Below are 16,525 nucleotides of genomic sequence, written 5' to 3'. Positions count from 1 at the left end.
TAGCGGGTGGAAACAGGGTTCGAAAGCGCAGTCAGCCCTGAGTGCTCAGCGCAAGCTTGATACCGAAGATCCCGAACAGCGTGCCGGCCACGCGATTCAGCCATTTTTTCACCGATTCACTCGCCGAAAGCCTTCTGCTCACCGATGCGGACGTCCAAGCCAGGCAGTGACACCAGATCAAGCCCATAATGTTGAAAATCAGGCCGAGAAGGAGAAATGCCATCGCCTTGCTGTCGCTGTCAGCCGCGATAAACTGCGGCACGAAAGCGAGAAAAAACAGTGCAATCTTCGGGTTCAGCAGGTTGGTCAGAAAGCCCTGATAGAAGATTTTCGCCCGCGGCGGCGGAACCGTCTTGACCGGTCCGGCGGAAACATCGCCGGCGGATTTGCTGAAGATCAGCGAAACACTCATATACAGCAGGTAGAGACAACCGACGATTTTGACGACAGTGAATGCGGTGGCCGATGTCGTCAGGACAACCGACAGCCCCAGGGCCGCGGCCGTAACATGCACCATGGTCCCGGTGGCGATACCCAGCGCAGCCACGGAACCCGCCCTGAATCCCTGGCCGGCACTGCGGCCGACAATATAAAGCGAGTCCGGGCCGGGCAGGACTATCAGCAGAACTCCCGAGGCGGCAAACAGCCACAGATTCTCGATACCGAACACGGTTTGGCTCCTTTACATTGGACCTTGGAACAGTTGGAACACTGGACAGGTAAAAGCGTCCCTTCTGGTGCGATTGCGGTAGGCCTGGGGCCCGGTGCACCCGGGAGAAAAGCGCTCCCGGAAATCAGGCCTCGGCCGGCTGCACCGGAATGGTATTGCTGCTGCGCTCGACGCGGTTGTGCTCGTCGAGGTAGATAAGTTTCGGCTGGAAGCTGTCCGCTTCCTCCTCGCTCATCTGCGCGTAGGAGCCGATGATGATGCGGTCGCCCACCTGCACCCGGCGCGCGGCGGCGCCGTTCATGGAGATGGTACCGGAACCGCGCTCGGCCAGGATCACATAGGTGTGGAAGCGCTCGCCGTTGCTGACGTTGTAGATATCGATCTTCTCGAATTCCCGCAGGCCGGCCAGTTCCACCAGGTCCTCGTCGATGGCACAGGAGCCGTCGTACCAGAGTTCGGCCTGGGTCACCGCGGCCATATGCAGTTTGCATTTCAGCAGTTCTATCTGCATCGCGTTCACCTCCCGCTTACAGTTCCAGTGATACGTTGTCGATCAGCCGCGCGGCACTGGTATACATGGCGCCGAGTATGGTGATCTGGTGGTCGTCGTCGGCGGCCGGCTGCAGGTCGCGGCTGTTGCAGATGGAGAAATAGTCCACGCGGAAGCCGGACTGCTCGATGCGCTGTCGCGCCTCGTCTTCCAGCGCCGGGAAATCGCGGCGGCCGCCGGCGATCTCGTCCCTGGCCCAGTTCAGGCACTGGTTCAGCACCGCCACCCGCGGGCGCTCCCGGGCGCTGATATAGCTGTTGCGGGAACTCATCGCCAGCCCGTCCGGCTCGCGGTGCACCGGCGCGCCGACAATCTCCACCGGGATACACAGGTCCTCCACCATGCGACGCACCACCGCCAGTTGCTGGAAATCCTTGATGCCGAACACCGCCTTGTCCGGCTGCACGATATTGAACAGCTTGGTGACCACCGTGGTCACACCTTCGAAGTGGCCCGGGCGGCTGGCGCCGCAGAGCACATCGGTCATCGCCGGGCAGACCACGCGGGTCTGCTGGTCCATGCCGTTGGGGTAGATTTCGCTCTCGTCCGGGTGGAAGAGGAAATCGCAGTCCACTTCCCGCAGCCGCGCCATATCCCGCTCCATTGTGCGCGGGTACTTGTCCCAGTCCTCGTTGAGGCCGAACTGCAGGCGGTTGACGAAGATGGACACCACCACCAGGTCGCAGTGCTGCCGGGCGGTTTTTACCAGTTCGATATGGGCGTCGTGCAGGTTACCCATGGTGGGGACGAAACCGACACTTCTGCCGGCTGCGCGGGCCTCGGCCAGCGCCTCGCGCAGGCTGGCGATATGATGGAATACTTGCATGGCGTTCACTGCGACTGAAACGGATCAGCGCGGCATCATACTCCCTGCGCCCGGGAGCGACAATTGCAGGACCGGGCAAAATAGCGTGTATCTCCGGCAAAAGGCACGGCTTCTGGCGGAAAGGTGTCGCCAACGGCGGCCAACCAGAATCATTATTCGGTTTTCCGCAGCCGCGCACAGCCCCGGCACACTGTGCACCGGTTCAGGGAGGATTCAGTCGACGGCGGGCAGAATGGCTGGCAAGTGACGAGATGCCGCCCGGCGGCACGGGAGAAACCGCCATGAAAAGACTGATCACCGCCATCGCCGCTGCCGGCCTGCTGCTGGCGGGGCCGGCACTGGCCGACCGCACCGGACACGGCAAGAACCAGCTGGCCGGTTCGGCACTGGAAAAGGCCTACAGCAAGCACCGCGAGGCGCGCCGGGCCGACTGGCGCGGCGACGACCGCAAGAAGCGAATCTCCAGGCACCGCCCCGCGCGGGGCGACCGCGACCATCGCCGGGGCCGCGACGGCCGCCGGGACTGGGACAAAGATCGCGACCGCGATCGGGGTCGCGACCACAAAAAGCGCCACCGCAAACACGACGGGCGCGGGCACGACCGCCGGGGCCGCTCGTACGGCGACAGATACAAACACCGCTACAAGCGCAAATACAGACATCACGGCCGCGGCCATTACGGCAAGCGCCACCGCAGGCACCACCGGCATCACTGGCGCCCGGATCGCTTTCGCTACGGCTATCGCTGGCGCCGGCTGCCCGGCAGCTTTGTGCGCATCAGCTTCGGCAGCCGGGGCTTTTTCTACAGCGACGGCATTTTCTACCGCCCGTATCACCAGGGCTATGTGGTGTCGCGCGCGCCCATTGGCGCCGTAGTTCACAGCCTCCCCCGTACCGCTGTCAGCCTGGTGTTCGGCGGCCGCAATTACTACGTGGCCTACGACACCTGCTACCTGTGGGACTCGGACCGCCGCGGCTATCGCGTGGTCGCCAATCCCGGTTTCTACTGATCGACCGATAACCCGTTCACCACCCCCAACTTTCAGCGGCCTGCGGGCCGCTTTTTTGCGCGCTCACCATCAGCCACCTTCTCCCTCCTTCCAGTTTGAACCCGCCAGGCAGGAAACAGCCTCCCGACACCTATTCAAACAGGTTCGGATTATCCTGCAAAAAATAATTTTTTGGGTATGCTAAAAATCCAAAATAAAAGCAATTTTTAGTCTTTTTTCTAATATGAAAAATTTAGACGTCATTTTAGACCCGAACCCAGTCCCGATGTAAGTAGAATCATCGAAAACTAGCTGGGCCTCCACCCCATCAACAATTCCATCTCCGTACGGGATAGACGATGTTCATAAAGGCACATCCTTTTTAAAGATAAATTAATATCATTCATAAAAATGTTATTTCCGAAATTTTTAACCGACAACATCTAAGAAAATCATGAAATTGGCAAATCTTTGTTAGCTCCATGCAGTCCAGAACATCGACAAATTAGCTCGCAGAAACATTTACCAATGTAATAATTTCAGGGAAATTTATTATTCCCACAACACTCATCGATAAATTTTAATTAATCGGTAGTTGCCCAAAAATCGGGCACCCTTAACTTCAAAATCGCGCGGAGGGTTCGACATGAACGTTGCCATTGGTGTGATAGTAGTGACACGGAGCCAGGCTTTTTTTGAAGCAGCAGCGGGTGTAATTAATGACGTTTGTAGAGGTCCCCTTCAACCAGTGGATATTGATGCAGACATCAAACACGGCACTCGTATTCCCGTGCATAGCCACGTTTACGAGAATATCAAGCGGAAGTCCGTTACTTTCCTGAAACAACGCAAAGACAGGACTCCAATAAAAATAATTCAGAGCGACAACCTCGAAAAAATCACAAAAAAAGTGACAACCCATACGAGCTCGGGAGAGACAGGTGGTTTCCAGGCTGGAATGGTGTTAATCGATTATGCCGACCCGGCGCTCGACAATGTGACTGCCGAGGAGGTGGATCACCGGCTGGCGTTTTTTTACTCGCAGCTCAAGGAGCTTAAAGTTCCAGTTTTCTGTTCACCATCTTCAACGGCGGTTTTCCGGCGGCGGTTGGACCATAAAATGCGCTATCAGCCCATGGAGTATATCGAATGTGTCTTGCCGACGGAACGCACAGTCCTTCAGGCGGAGCTTTTGTGCCTGTGGATGGATTTCTTCGAGATGAGCTACACCAACCGCCAGGTAAAGCCGCAGATAAAACCTCCTCCAGGCAATACGATGGGGACCTTTCTCGCGCAATTCTTTACCAGCCGTTCCGGCAGTGAATGGCTGGGGTTTTATTTCACCGGCTCACTGGTGTCGAATTTGATCGTGCATTTGGAGCGCAAAGCAAAACAGGTCGGTGCACTTATGTTGCGCGCTCCGAATGAACACGGCCTGGCCTGCGGCGCCCTGGCCAACTGGCAGCTATACAAAAAGCCATTCATTATTATTGTCACCAGCGGTATGATCGACGAGTTCAAGGGCACCATCGCCAATATGCGCGAAGCCAGAGCCAAGGGGATCATCGTCTGCGCCGAAAACCGCTCCGGTCAATGGTTCGCATTTCAGGGGACGGTAACCCGGGAGGAGGATACACGTGATGTGCTCAAGGCACGGCGCATTCCCCATGTATACATGGCGGACCCGGCGCGGATGGCGGACGACCTGCGCCGCGTCGCGGAGCTCTATGACGCCGGAGAGGGGCCAGTGGTCGTGCTGGCGACCCAGCAGGTGCTGCACGCAAGCACACCGGTAGATATTGAATTGCCGCAGGTAGTCGAGGGGGCAAAACCGGCACTGGATGACAAAACACAGGCATCACTCGATCAGGTCATGGAGATCATTAACGAAGGGCCGGATCGTGTGGTTTGGCAGTGCGGTGCCATGACCGAGGAGGAGCACAGGCTGGTGCTGTCCATCGCGCGCCGTTCCGGTGTCGCGTTGGTGGACTCCCTGACCCATCCCGGTGCTGTGGCCAAGTATCACGAGGGAGTGGTCAACCGCAACTATCTGGGAACGCTGGCGGTCTACGGTTACAGTGCTCGCGTTTACAACTACCTGCACACCAACGACAAGATCAACGGCACCGATGACCAGTGTCTTTTCTTTCTCAAGAGCAAGCTCGCTGAAGTGGCGACCCCGTTTCCCGAAGGCCGGTTGCAGCGCAAAATCAATATTGTTCAGTTGACGGACAACCCGGGACATATTTCGCCGTTCACCGATGTCCCCATAGTGCTGGCGCTGCGTACTTTCCTGGAGTACGTGGATCGGCATCTGGCCGTGTCTGACGAGCTTCGCAACCGTCGTTTCACGTTGATAGACAGCCTTCGCGAAACTCCATCCGACGTGGTGTGCCGTATTCCCCGAATACCCATGACGCCCAACTACTTCTTCGCCCGACTCAACAGCCTGATCGAGCAGGTGGTGGTTCAAGATGGTTACGACTACACCGGCATTTACGACGTAGGTCGTTGCGGCATATCGGCCGTGCGCAACCTGGCCCGCACCCGTCGCGGCTTCTCGGGCTGGTATGGCCGGGCACTCATGGGCGATGCCCTGCAGGCGACAACGAGCCTGGCCTTCACGAGTCCCACCAACCTGTTGGCCTTTATCGGAGATGGGGCCAAGGCCATTGTGCCGGACATCCTCCCGAGCCTTATCGAAAATGCCATCAGTTACCCCGGCCGCATTCGCGACAAGAATATTACCATTTTCTATTTTCTCAACGGCGGCCATTCGAGCATCAACACGTACCAGGAGCGCGTCCTGTTTAACCGCACCTCGCGGCAGATGCGGCTGGTGAACCTGTTCGAGCCGGACTGGGAAGGCGATATCGGCGACCTGCATGTTGTCTCTCGAACGCTGGAGTCTTTCGACCGGGAGTTGCTCGACAAAGCCGTGCGCACACGCGGCCAGATCAATCTTTTCTCCGTGGTGATGGCACACAACAACGAAGGCGACGGTATGAGCCTCATCACCGCCAAGGGTTGGCAACGAGAGAGCCCGACACATGAACGGGCACCCGTCGCGTCCCCCGACGGAATCGACCATAACGCCTCCAACCCCGAATATGAGGGCTTGTGATGAAATTCGGATTTATCGCGCACCCAACCTCCGTCAGTCTGAAGCGATATGTGAAAATGCTCGATCTCGTCGAGCGCGGATCCCGGGACCTGCAAACTGGTTACGACCCGGCGATCTGGCGCCGAGAGAACCTGGTGCCGTTCCTGGATTTTGGCACCATTCGCTCGCCCGCGGGCTCTACGGCCGAAGGCGTTGTCCACTACCTGCCGCTGACCGCGGAAGAAATGCTGACGTCAGCGCGGGAGGTGCAGGAACGGATCTTCACCGGCATCGACGCCATGCGCGAGCAGGGTGCAGAGCTGGTGGGTCTCGGAGGATTCACGTCGATTATTGGCCGGCGCGGCCTTCACACCGCCGAGCGCGCCAGTCTGCCCGTAACCAGCGGCAATTCGCTGACCGCCTACGCGGCCTACCGGGGCCTGCACCAGGTCTTTGACTGGCTGCGGCTGGACCCGGCACAGGCACGCGTTGCCGTGGTGGGTTATCCGGGCTCCATCTCTCTGGCGCTGGCCAAGCTGCTGCTGGAGATGGGGTGCCAATTGGATCTGGTGCACCGGCCGGGAGCGGACAGCAGGCGCCTTATGGCGTACCTGCCGGAAGCCCGGGACGGACAGGTGCAGCTGTTCGACAGTATGGAAGCAGTCTATGAGCGCACCAGAATTCTCGTTTCCGCAACATCCTCGGGCAGTGTGATCGATGAAGCGCGGCTTTTGCCCGGTTCCATCGTCATGGACATTGCCCTGCCCCGAGACATCAGGCCCGCAGAGCCCAGGCGCAACGATGTGATAGTCATCGACGGCGGTCACATGACGGGGACGCCCCGCATCAAACTCGGCGGCGAGTCCCTGAGCATGGCCATCAAACAGCAGATCAATGGCTGCCTGGCGGAAACCATGGTGCTGGCGCTGGAAGGGCGTGCGGAGTGCTACTCCATCGGTCGCGACTTGCCGCCGCAAAAGGTACTGGAGAGCGGTGAAATCGCCGAGCGGCACGGATTCGAGGCGTTCCCGCTGGCAACCTACGGCGAGCGTCTCAACGGGGAGCTGGTCGCCGGCCTGCGCCGTTATCACCGGACCTTCAAGTCGGCACCCGCGCGCGGTCCCATGGACCGGGAGCGCGGCGTGGATACCGGTGAAGGTCGCCGGACCCGGACTCTGGAGCGCTACCGTCGCCACATCAACCCGATGATGGCAGACTTCCTTCACTACATGCACTGCGACCAGGTTTTCGAACGCGCGGAGGCCTGCACACTGACGGACACGGAGGGCCGGGACTATCTGGACATGGTCGCCGGTTACGGCTGCCTCAATCTGGGACATAACCCGCAGTGCGTTACCGGAGCCGTTCAGGAATACATCGGCCGCTTGGGGCCGAACTTCGTGCAGTACGTGTCGCTGCCCCAGGAGACAGCGAAGCTTGCGGAAACTCTTTGTGATATAGCGCCCGGCGCCATGGAGCGAGTGTTCTTCAGCAATTCCGGCACCGAGGCCGTCGAAGCGGCACTGAAGCAGGCCCGGGCCGCCAATCCCCGGCCCCGGTTCGTCTACGCCGACAACAGCTACCACGGCAAGACGCTGGGCGCGCTTTCCGTCACGGGCCGAGAGAAACACCGGGAGCATTTCCGGCCGCTGATCCCGGATTGCGAGAGTGTGCCGTTCGGGGACTCGGGGGCCTTGCGCGAAGCACTGGCATCGGGGGACGTATGTGCCTTTATCGTCGAACCCATCCAGGGCGAAGGCGGGGTACACGTGCCGCCGCTCGGCTACCTGTCCGACGTTCAGCGCATTTGCCACGAAACCGGAACCCTGCTCGTCGTCGACGAAATCCAGACGGGTATGGCCCGAACCGGCCGGCTGTTCGCCTGTGAATGGGAAGGCATCGAGCCGGACATTCTGGTGCTATCCAAGTCCCTGTCCGGCGGCCTGATTCCCATCGGCGCCACACTCAGTCGGACGGATATCTGGGACGCGGCCTATGGCACCGCCGACCGCTTTCTCGCCCACACCTCCACTTTCGGGGGCTGCAACCTGGCGAGTGTGGCGGGGTTTGCCACCATCGAGGGTATCCGCGAGCAGGGGCTGGCCGAACATGCGGAAAAACTGGGAGGCTATTTCAAGTCCGAGTTGGAGCGGGTTGCAGCGAGCTACCCATTTGTCAGTGAGATCCGCGGCCGCGGACTGATGCTGGCCGTTCAGTTCGACAACGACTTCACCGGCGCCGTGGAGGCGTGTGCGCGGGAGTTCGGCACGCGCCTGCCCGGCGACTGGCATCTGACTTACCGTTTCTTCCCGGACGATGTGAAAGAGCATCTAACCACCGCCATGGATCGTATGGAGGAGTCGCTGGCAGAGATGTTCTGCATGCGGTTCGTCACCAAGCTGAACAACGATCACCGCATACTCACATTCGTCACGGCGAACAGTTCCACCGTCATTCGCATTCAGCCCCCACTTGTCATTACCCGCGAAGAGGTCGAGCGGTTCGTGCAGGCGTTCGCCACAGCTTGCGATGACATGTCCACCTTCCTGAATTGACAGGCTACTGAACAGACCCACTTAATGATGCATCCAGGCAAATAGGGGCGCGGCAAAAATTTGCCACCTTGATGTCCAGCCTCTCTTTTGTCTATTTTTTGATCCGAGACTCCCGAAACGCCAGTAGAAGGGGAATCAACGCCAATAGTCGAATAAAAACTCGGTTTTATGGCACTAAAAATCCGGGCTTTTCTTATCTATAGTTGTTGCTTTCAACCCCGTCTGGGCCCATGACTCGCGCCCGCCTTCGACACCCGGCTACAGACAACCAAACAGGCGCCATGAAGCAACAGCAAGTACAGGACTGGACCTGCGAAGACGCCGCAGAGTTCTACGGAATTCGCAACTGGGGAGCCGGTTATTTCGATTGCCGTGCAGACGGCGAAATCACCGTCCGTGTGGATGGCCCCGGCGGTGAAAGCCGCAGCGTCTCGCTGATGGAGATCGCCCGCGGCGCCACCGAGCGCGGGCTGGGGATGCCGCTGCTACTGAGGATAGAGAACCTGCTCGACGCCCAGATCGCGCGCATCAACCAGACCTTCGCCAGCGCGATCGAATCCTGCGGCTACGGCAATGTGTTTCGCGGCGTATTCCCGATCAAGGTGAACCAGCAGTGCCAGGTGATCGAGGAGATCGCCCGTGCCGGCCGCCCGTTCCACCACGGCCTCGAGGCCGGCAGCAAGGCGGAGCTGATCGCGGCGCTGTCGATACTCGACAATACCGAATCATTGATCGTCTGCAACGGCTACAAGGACGAGGAATTCATCAACCTGGGCCTGCAGGCGCAGCGCCTCGGCGTACTGGTGTTTTTCGTGGTCGAGACGCCGTCGGAAGTGGAGACCATCATCCGCTGTGCCACGCGCGAACAGGTGCGCCCCAATATCGGCGCGCGGGTAAAACTGGCGTCGACGGTGGGTGGCTACTGGAACGCCACCAGCGGCGACCGCAGTATCTTCGGCCTGGGCAGCAACGATCTGATCGCGATGGTCGACCAGCTTCGCCGACACGACATGCTCGACTGCCTGAAACTGCTGCACTACCACCTGGGCTCGCAGGTGCCGAATATCCGCGATATCCGCACCGGTGTACTGGAGGCCTGCCGCTACTACGCCGATCTGGTGGAGGAAGGCGCGGCCATGGGCTACCTGGATCTGGGCGGCGGCCTGGCGGTGGACTACGACGGCTCCAGCACCAACGACACCCACTCCAGGAACTACTCCCTGGACGAGTACTGTGTGGATGTGGTGGAGGCAATCATGGGCACGCTCGATAGCGAGGGGGTCGCCCACCCGGTGATCATTACCGAGTCCGGGCGCGCCACCGTCGCCTACTCGTCGGTGCTGCTGTTCGATATCCTCGACACCACCCGCTTCGAACCGGTGGAACTCGAGCACACGAAAATCACCGAAGACGACCACCAGATGTTGCGCAACCTGCGGGACGCGGTGGCCACCGTCAACGGTAACAACCTGCAGGAAAGCTACAACGATGCACTCTACTACCGCGACGAAATGCGCTCCCTGTACCTGCACGGCCAGGTGAGCCTGCGCGAGCGCGCCAACGCGGAAAACCTGTTCCTGCAGGGGGCCCAGCAGATCCGCAAACTGCTGGACGAGGCGGAGGAAGTGCCGGCGGACCTGCGGGCACTGCCGACGGTACTGTCGGATATCTACTACGCCAACATGAGCGTCTTCCAGTCACTGCCGGATATCTGGGCCATCGACCAGGTGTTCCCGCTGCTGCCGATCCACCGCCTGGACGAGGCGCCGACCCGCTCGGCCATCATCGCCGACATTACCTGCGACTGCGACGGCAAGATAGACCGCTTTATCGGCACACAGGAGCAGGAAGATACCCTGCACCTGCACGACCTGAAAGACGACGAAGACTATATTCTCGGCGCTTTCCTGGTCGGCGCCTACCAGGAAACCCTGGGCGACCTGCACAACCTGTTCGGCGACACCAACGTGGTCAGCGTGCGCATCCAGGACGACGGCAGTGTCGACTACAGCCGTGAGATTCACGGCGACAGCATCGCCGATGTGCTCAGCTATGTGGAATACCGACCGCAGGAACTGTTCGAGCGCTTCCGCAGGCTGGCGGAGCGGGCGGTGAAGGAAGGCAGGATCACGGCGCAGCAGCGCAAGCAGATTCTGCATACCTACACCGCGAGCATGAGCGGTTATACCTATTTTGAGAAATAGGGTTTGGAACTCGAAAAAGAGTCTTCAGCGAATTCCACAATTTGAAAGAATAGCTCCCCTCTCCCTCCGGGAGAGAGGCCGGGGGAGAGGGGAACGGAAGAGCCACCAACGCCACATCCCCGCCCCAAATGTTGGACTTCGCTGCGCTCAGTCCAACCTTCAGGCATAAGACAATTCCGCAATCGCGACGCAGACTTTACAGATAAGGAGATTTCCCCCATGGCCAATGTACTGATTATCGGCGCCGGCGGCGTCGGCCAGGTGGTCGCGCACAAGTGTGCCCAGGTCGGGGAGGTATTTGAAAACATCACCCTGGCCAGCCGCACCAGGAGCAAGTGCGACAGGATCGCCGACATGCTGCCGCGCAGGATCGATACCGCCGAAGTAGACGCGGACGATGTTCCGCAACTGGTAAAACTGATCGAAAAGATCAAGCCGGACATGGTGATCCACGTCGCCCTGCCCTACCAGGATCTGCATATCATGGACGCCTGCCTGGAGACCGGCGTGCACTACCTGGACACCGCCAACTACGAGCCCCCGAACGAGGCCAGGTTCGAATACAAGTGGCAGTGGGCCTATCAAGACAAGTTCGAGCGGGCCGGGCTGATGGCACTGCTGGGCTCCGGCTTCGATCCGGGCGTGACCAGCGTCTTTACCGCCTACGCGAAGAAACACCACTTCGATCGCATCAGGACACTGGATATCCTCGACTGCAACGCCGGCGACCACGGCCTGCCGTTTGCGACCAACTTCAACCCGGAAATCAATATCCGCGAGATCACCGCCAACGGCCGCTACTGGGAAAACGGCCAGTGGATCACCACCAAACCGATGGAGGAAAAACGGGTCTTCGACTTTCCCGAGGGCATCGGCGAGAAGGACCTCTACCTGCTGTATCACGAGGAGCTGGAATCCCTGTCCAGGCACTTCCCGGAAATCGAGCGCGCGCGCTTCTGGATGACCTTCGGCGCCAGCTACCTGACGCACCTGGAAGTGCTGCAGAACGTGGGCATGACCAGCATCGAGCCGATCGAATTCCGGGGGCAGAAGATCGCGCCGATCCAGTTCCTGAAAGCCGTTCTGCCGGACCCGGCCAGCCTGGGCCCGCTGACGAAAGGCAAGACCTGTATCGGCAATATCGTGCGCGGCACGAAAAATGGCGAAGAGAAGATCTATTACGTCTACAACACCTGCGATCACCAGGCGTGCTACAAGGAGGTACAGTCCCAGGCCATCTCCTACACCACCGGCGTGCCGGCGATGATCGGCGCCAAAATGATGCTGGAGGGCAAGTGGATGAAGCCCGGGGTCTGGAACCTGGAACAACTGGATCCGGACCCGTTTATGGACGATATGAACCGGTACGGGCTGCCGTGGCAGGAAACCTGGCTGGATAAGCCCTTTCAATAACTACCGGCTCTTACAGCGACCTTAGCGAGTTCTCTGATGGATTTAACTCCGCGAATCGATTACTTCGGCAACTTCGATCCCCACCGCGTGCCGTCCCCCTGCTTTGTCGTCGACGAGCGGGCACTGCGCGACAATCTCGAAGTACTGGCCGACGTGCAGAAACGCAGCGGCGCAAAAGTGCTGGCGGCGCTGAAGGCTTTCTCCATGTGGAGCACCGGGCCGATCGTCGCCGAATACCTGTCGGGTGTCGCTGCGTCCGGGCTCTACGAGGCCAGGCTGGGATTCGAGGAGTACGGCGGTTCGGGTGCCGGCAAAGAAGTGCATGTATTCAGCGCCAGCTACAAGGAGGGCGAGCTGAATGAGATACTACAGTTCGCCCACCATGTGATTTTCAATTCGTTTTCCCAGTGGAAGCGCTACAAAAGCCTGTGCCTGGAAGCGCAGCGGCAGCGCCCCGAACTGCGCTTCGGGCTGCGTATCAACCCGGAGCATTCCGAGGGCCACACGGATCTCTACGATCCCTGTGCACCCTGCTCGCGGCTGGGGATCGTGCGCTCGCTGTTCGAGGGCGAAGACCTGGACGGCATCAGCGGCCTGCACTTCCACACCCTGTGCGAGCAGGACTTCCAGCCGCTGGCGCGCACCATCGCCGCAATGGAGGAAAAGTTCGGCGAATGGCTGCCGCAGATGGAGTGGATCAATTTCGGCGGCGGACACCATATCACCCGCAGCGACTACCAAGTGGACGAACTGGTGGATACGGTGCGCGCCTTCGCAGACCGGTACGGGGTACAGGTCTACCTGGAACCCGGCGAGGCGATCTCGCTGTTCGCCGGTATACTGGTGAGCGAAGTAGTGGATATCGCCTGGAACGGCGAGAACCAGGCAATCCTGGACGCCTCCGCCACCTGCCACATGCCCGACACACTGGAGATGCCCTACCGCCCGGACATCACCGGCGGCGCCCGCCCCGGCGAACTGCCCCACGATTACCACCTGGGCGGCCAGAGCTGCCTGGCCGGCGATACCATCGGCGCATACAGCTTCAGCGAACCGCTGCAGATCGGCGATCGGCTGGTGTTCGAGGAGATGGCCTACTACACCATGGTCAAGACCAATACCTTTAACGGTATTCCGCTGCCGGCGATCGCGCTGTGGAATTCGGAGACCGACGAGCTGAAACTGATCCGGGAATTCGGCTACGAGGATTTCAAAACCCGCCTTTCCGGGCGGGACTGGGAGATACTCGAACCGGCTTTGCCCGCCGGGAACGGCGGCTGCGTGTAGGGGTATCGAACGGCACCCTCTCCCATCGGGAGAGAGGCTGGGGGAGAGGGCCTCGAACGGCACCCCTCTCTGTACAACAGATTCAAGGCGACAACCATGCTGTCAGAAAACGACTACCCGATTTTCCTGGGCTCGGAGATCGAGCAGCCCAAACCGGAACAGGCACTCTTCCACATCATCCCCATCCCCTACGAGGAAACCGTCTCCTACGGCGGCGGTACCGGCAGGGGGCCGGCGGCGATCCTGGAGGCCTCCTGGCAACTGGAGACCTACGACAACTTCTCCTACCCCTGCGAACTGGGGATCTACACCCGCAGCCCGGTGCCGGTCTCCGGCCGGCCGGAGCGGGTGATGGACAATATCGCCGCCGCCACCCGCGAGGTGCTGGAGATGGGCGGGATGCCGGTGGGGATCGGCGGAGAGCACTCGGTCACCTGGGGCGTGATCAAGGGCTACCTGGATGCGGGGGTCGAGGATTTCGGCGTGGTACAGATAGACGCCCACGCGGACCTGCGCGATCGCTACGAGGGCCAGAAGCACAGCCACGCCAGTGTCATGCGGCTGGTGGTGGAGGCCGGCGTCCCGCTGTTCCAGCTGGGCGTGCGCGCCTACTGCGAAGAGGAGATGGACGCTCGGGACAAGTACGGCGTCCACTACCTGGACGCACACCAGTTGGTGCCCAACAATGTGCAGGAATTCGAACTGCCCGAGGACTTCCCGGAGAAGGTGTTCTTCACGCTGGATGTGGACGGCCTGGACCCATCGGTCTTTCCCTCCACCGGCACGCCAGTGCCCGGCGGCCTGGGCTGGTACCAGACCCTCAACCTGTTCGAATGCGTGGCCAGGCAGCGGCAGATCATCGGCTTCGACCTGCTGGAATTCGCGCCCATCGAGGGCTTTCACGCCTACGACTTTGCCGCCGCCCAGCTGCTCTACCGGCTGATGGGCATTGTGCAGCGCACACGCAGGGATTAGAGCTGCGCAATCGTGGTTGGCCATGCCCCGGTTTTTTCACACTTCTTAACCCGAAAGCATGGCGAATCGGGCACCGGTGGGGTTAAAATTTAACCTGTAGTAAGTAATCGCTTCTCCGGAGAAGCCGTGAAAATCCTGAAGCCTCTGATCGGTGGTATCGCCCTGTTGGCCGTAGCCAGTTTCGCCTTCACCCCGCCGGCCGACGCCGGCACCCTCGGCTACGAGCGCGGCGGGCACAGCTGGCACCACGGCCACCACCACAAGCGCTGGCACCGGCACCACCGCCGCTACCGGCGGGGCCCGCGTATCTCGATCGGCCTCACCGCGCCGATGCTGCCGTTCGGCGTCGTGAACCTGGCCGTGGGCGGCCGTCCCTATTATTACCACAGCGGCCATTTCTACCGCCCGGCCCCGACCGGCTATCGGGTGGTCACCGCACCGCTGGGCGCCTCGGTGACCTCACTGCCGGGCAGCGCCGTGCGCGTGGAAACCGGCAGCGGCATCTACTATCGCTACGCCAGCGCCTACTACCGCTGGCGGCCGGCGAGCCGCTCCTACGCGGTGGTGCCGCCGCCCGCCGGCACCCCGGTCGCGGCGACGAAAGCCGCGCCGACCCGGGCGAGCGGCTACAACCCCGGCCAGGTGGTGGAAGATCTGCCCACCGGCTACACGGCGGAGATAATCAACGGCGTGCAGTATTACCGCTACGGCGACGACTATTTCATGCCCACCCAGCGCGACGGGCGCGAGGTCTACGTGGTGGTGCGCATCTGAGCGGTGCGCACCGCAAGCCTCGCTGCCCGGCAGGCGCTCGGCAGTCTATCCGGCACCGTTCAGACCGCCGCCACCTCGGCCTCACTGACCAGGCCGTGAAAACGGGCAAACTGCCGCAGCGCCCGCTCGAAGCTCGCCTGCAATCCCGGGCCCGGTCGCCTGCTCCAGTGCAGCGCCTCGATGCGCAGTATCCCCGACTCCCGGTCCGCCTTCAGATCCACCACACCGGCAAACCGCTCCCCGTACAGAATCGGCAGGCCGAAATAGCCGTAGCGGCGCCTGTGGGCCGGCAGATAGCATTCGAGCTGGTAGTCGAAGTCGAACAGCCGCTTCAGGCGTTTGCGCTGCAGTAGCAGCGGGTCGAAGGGGGACAACAGGCGCACCCTCCGCGGCGGCTTTGCCGGCTCTGCGACCTCATCCTCCGCCAGAAACAGCTCCCTGCCGAGCGGCAGCAGTTCGCCACTTTTCAGCATCGCCTCGACCGCCTTCCCGATCATCGGCCTGTCGTGTTTGCGCAGGTAGGCGATCTCTTCGATCCGGCCTGCGCCCTGGCAGCGCAGGAAGCTGCGCACCAGGTGACGGCCGTAGTCCAGGTCGCTGGCGGCGTCAGTCCGGATACGGGATGGCAGCAGCCGCTCCGGCAGGTCGAAGACCTTCTGGAACCCCTCCCGGTGGCTGACCATCAGCTCGCCCTCGTGGAAAAGCTGCTCCAGGGCCTTCTTCTCGTCGGACCAGTCCCACCAGCCGCCCTTGGCCCTGACGAAATCGCTGGCCTTGAGGGCACCCTCCACGCGCACCCGGTCGAGTACGTAGCGGCAGAGCCTGGCGTTCTTCTCGAACCAGTGCTTCTGTCCGTCGCGGATGCGGTTCATGCGCACGCGGGCATAGCGGTAGTGCGCCATCGGCAGGTAGGCGGCGGCGTGGGACCAGTACTCGAAGATCTCGCGATTGCGCTCCGCCTGTTTCAGTTGTTTTTCCCGATAGCCCGGCAGGCGGTTGTAGAGCTGGTGGTGGTGGGCGCGGGCAATGCGCTGGATGGCGTCCAGTTGCAGGGCGCCCAGGTGGCGGATCAGCGACGGCAGGTCACCGGACCAGGGCGTGTGGAGTTGCTGGCGCTGGATGGCCAGTGCGCGGATATCGGATTCAGATAACAATCCAGCCCCCCTTGGATTCCGGTAC

Annotated in this window: 12 protein-coding genes; 8 read left to right on the top strand and 4 right to left on the bottom strand. The window is 60.9% G+C overall.

Features of this window, described 5'->3' with window-relative positions; genetic code table 11:
- Positions 1–31 precede the first annotated feature (31 nt).
- The 3 genes from OQE62_RS05820 to panC all read right to left on the bottom strand — a co-directional run bounded on the left by OQE62_RS05820 (position 32) and on the right by panC (position 2,046).
- A complete protein-coding gene (locus tag OQE62_RS05820) occupies positions 32–670 on the bottom strand; it encodes a LysE family translocator (RefSeq protein WP_265721058.1) in 639 nt (212 codons plus the stop codon).
- Between the two features lie 124 nt (positions 671–794).
- Entirely contained in the window at positions 795–1,181 is a 387-nt protein-coding gene (panD, locus tag OQE62_RS05815; RefSeq protein WP_265721057.1) for an aspartate 1-decarboxylase, read from the bottom strand.
- A 16-nt stretch (positions 1,182–1,197) separates the two neighbouring features.
- Positions 1,198–2,046 (bottom strand): pantoate--beta-alanine ligase, encoded by an 849-nt coding sequence (gene panC / locus OQE62_RS05810; protein WP_265721056.1) that lies wholly within the window; start codon positions 2,044–2,046, stop codon positions 1,198–1,200.
- Between the two features lie 281 nt (positions 2,047–2,327).
- On the opposite strand from panC, the gene OQE62_RS05805 reads away from it, so the two are divergent.
- From OQE62_RS05805 to OQE62_RS05770, 8 genes are all read left to right on the top strand, one after another.
- Positions 2,328–3,056, top strand: coding sequence for a DUF6515 family protein (locus tag OQE62_RS05805; RefSeq protein WP_265721055.1), 729 nt, complete (start codon positions 2,328–2,330; stop codon positions 3,054–3,056).
- Between the two features lie 625 nt (positions 3,057–3,681).
- Positions 3,682–6,159, top strand: coding sequence for a hypothetical protein (locus tag OQE62_RS05800; protein ID WP_265721054.1), 2,478 nt, complete (start codon positions 3,682–3,684; stop codon positions 6,157–6,159).
- 56 nt (positions 6,160–6,215) lie between these two features.
- Positions 6,216–8,693, top strand: coding sequence for an aminotransferase class III-fold pyridoxal phosphate-dependent enzyme (locus OQE62_RS05795; protein ID WP_265721053.1), 2,478 nt, complete (start codon positions 6,216–6,218; stop codon positions 8,691–8,693).
- Positions 8,694–8,974: 281 nt separating this feature from the next.
- Complete coding sequence (gene speA / locus OQE62_RS05790; protein ID WP_265721052.1) at positions 8,975–10,897, top strand: biosynthetic arginine decarboxylase; 1,923 nt, start codon at positions 8,975–8,977, stop codon at positions 10,895–10,897.
- A gap of 219 nt (positions 10,898–11,116) precedes the next feature.
- Positions 11,117–12,310: a saccharopine dehydrogenase family protein gene (locus tag OQE62_RS05785; RefSeq protein WP_265721051.1), complete on the top strand. Its 1,194-nt coding sequence runs from the start codon at positions 11,117–11,119 to the stop codon at positions 12,308–12,310.
- Between the two features lie 36 nt (positions 12,311–12,346).
- Positions 12,347–13,597: a carboxynorspermidine decarboxylase gene (gene nspC, locus OQE62_RS05780; RefSeq protein WP_265721050.1), complete on the top strand. Its 1,251-nt coding sequence runs from the start codon at positions 12,347–12,349 to the stop codon at positions 13,595–13,597.
- A gap of 96 nt (positions 13,598–13,693) precedes the next feature.
- Positions 13,694–14,572, top strand: coding sequence for an agmatinase (speB, locus tag OQE62_RS05775; RefSeq protein WP_265721049.1), 879 nt, complete (start codon positions 13,694–13,696; stop codon positions 14,570–14,572).
- A 126-nt stretch (positions 14,573–14,698) separates the two neighbouring features.
- Positions 14,699–15,346, top strand: a complete 648-nt coding sequence (locus tag OQE62_RS05770) for a DUF6515 family protein (protein WP_265721048.1) — start codon at positions 14,699–14,701, stop codon at positions 15,344–15,346.
- Positions 15,347–15,405: 59 nt separating this feature from the next.
- Here the strand turns inward: OQE62_RS05770 and OQE62_RS05765 are convergent, their stop codons facing one another.
- Positions 15,406–16,500, bottom strand: a complete 1,095-nt coding sequence (locus OQE62_RS05765; protein ID WP_265721047.1) for a winged helix-turn-helix domain-containing protein — start codon at positions 16,498–16,500, stop codon at positions 15,406–15,408.
- Between the last annotated feature and the right edge of the window lie 25 nt (positions 16,501–16,525).

This window comes from Microbulbifer halophilus (assembly GCF_026183675.1).
GTDB classification, from domain to species: Bacteria; Pseudomonadota; Gammaproteobacteria; order Pseudomonadales; family Cellvibrionaceae; genus Microbulbifer; species Microbulbifer halophilus.
The sequence above is the reverse complement of the archived record's forward strand: the minus strand, read 5'-3'. Positions and strand labels throughout refer to the sequence as shown.

Coding starts and splice junctions, on each gene's coding strand:
- panD (WP_265721057.1), bottom strand. CDS start 1,181: ATGCAGATAGAACTGCTGAAATGCAAACTGCATATGGCCGCGGTGACC.
- panC (WP_265721056.1), bottom strand. CDS start 2,046: ATGCAAGTATTCCATCATATCGCCAGCCTGCGCGAGGCGCTGGCCGAG.
- OQE62_RS05805 (WP_265721055.1), top strand. CDS start 2,328: ATGAAAAGACTGATCACCGCCATCGCCGCTGCCGGCCTGCTGCTGGCG.
- OQE62_RS05800 (WP_265721054.1), top strand. CDS start 3,682: ATGAACGTTGCCATTGGTGTGATAGTAGTGACACGGAGCCAGGCTTTT.
- OQE62_RS05795 (WP_265721053.1), top strand. CDS start 6,216: ATGCTCGATCTCGTCGAGCGCGGATCCCGGGACCTGCAAACTGGTTAC.
- speA (WP_265721052.1), top strand. CDS start 8,975: ATGAAGCAACAGCAAGTACAGGACTGGACCTGCGAAGACGCCGCAGAG.
- OQE62_RS05785 (WP_265721051.1), top strand. CDS start 11,117: ATGGCCAATGTACTGATTATCGGCGCCGGCGGCGTCGGCCAGGTGGTC.
- nspC (WP_265721050.1), top strand. CDS start 12,347: ATGGATTTAACTCCGCGAATCGATTACTTCGGCAACTTCGATCCCCAC.
- speB (WP_265721049.1), top strand. CDS start 13,694: ATGCTGTCAGAAAACGACTACCCGATTTTCCTGGGCTCGGAGATCGAG.